Origin of the sequence: Pedobacter nyackensis (assembly GCF_032678475.1) — a bacterium.
Classification (GTDB): domain Bacteria; phylum Bacteroidota; class Bacteroidia; order Sphingobacteriales; family Sphingobacteriaceae; genus Pedobacter; species Pedobacter nyackensis_A.
Genome location: NZ_JAVTSF010000023.1, coordinates 1 through 577 on the forward strand (window position 1 = coordinate 1; position 577 = coordinate 577).

General features: G+C 48.4%; 1 protein-coding gene. It reads left to right on the plus strand.

Features of this window, described 5'->3' with window-relative positions; all coding sequences use genetic code 11:
- Positions 1–577 (plus strand): MBG domain-containing protein (locus tag R2Q84_RS25220; RefSeq protein WP_316819380.1); only part of this gene is annotated, 577 nt, incomplete at both ends.

Sequence of the window (577 nt, forward strand, 5' to 3'; positions counted from 1 at the left end):
GGTGACAGCCATTGCCAAAACCAAAGTATATGGTGAGACTGATCCTGAGCTGACGTATACTGTTGCTCCGGCACTGATCGGAACAGACGAGTTTACAGGTGCATTGGAGCGGGCAGCTGGTGAGAACATTGGCAACCATGTTATCGGTCAGGGTACATTGGCGTTGAACAGCAATTATGCGGTGACTTATGTTCCAGCGAACTTAAGCATTACGGCTAAAGCGGTTACGGTAACAGCAGCTGCCAAAACCAAAGTATATGGTGAAGCTGATCCTGAACTGACGTACACTGCTGCTCCGGCACTGATCGGAACAGACGAGTTTACGGGTACCTTGGAGAGGGCAACTGGTGAGAACATTGGTGACCATGCCATTGGTCAGGGTACATTGGCACTGAACAGCAATTATGCGGTGACTTATGTTCCAGCGAACTTAAACATCACTGCCAAAACGGTTACGGTAACAGCAGCTGCCAAAACCAAAGTATATGGTGAGACTGATCCTGAACTGACGTACACTGTAGCTCCGGCACTGATCGGAACAGATGAGTTTACAGGTACATTAGAAAGAACAACTGGT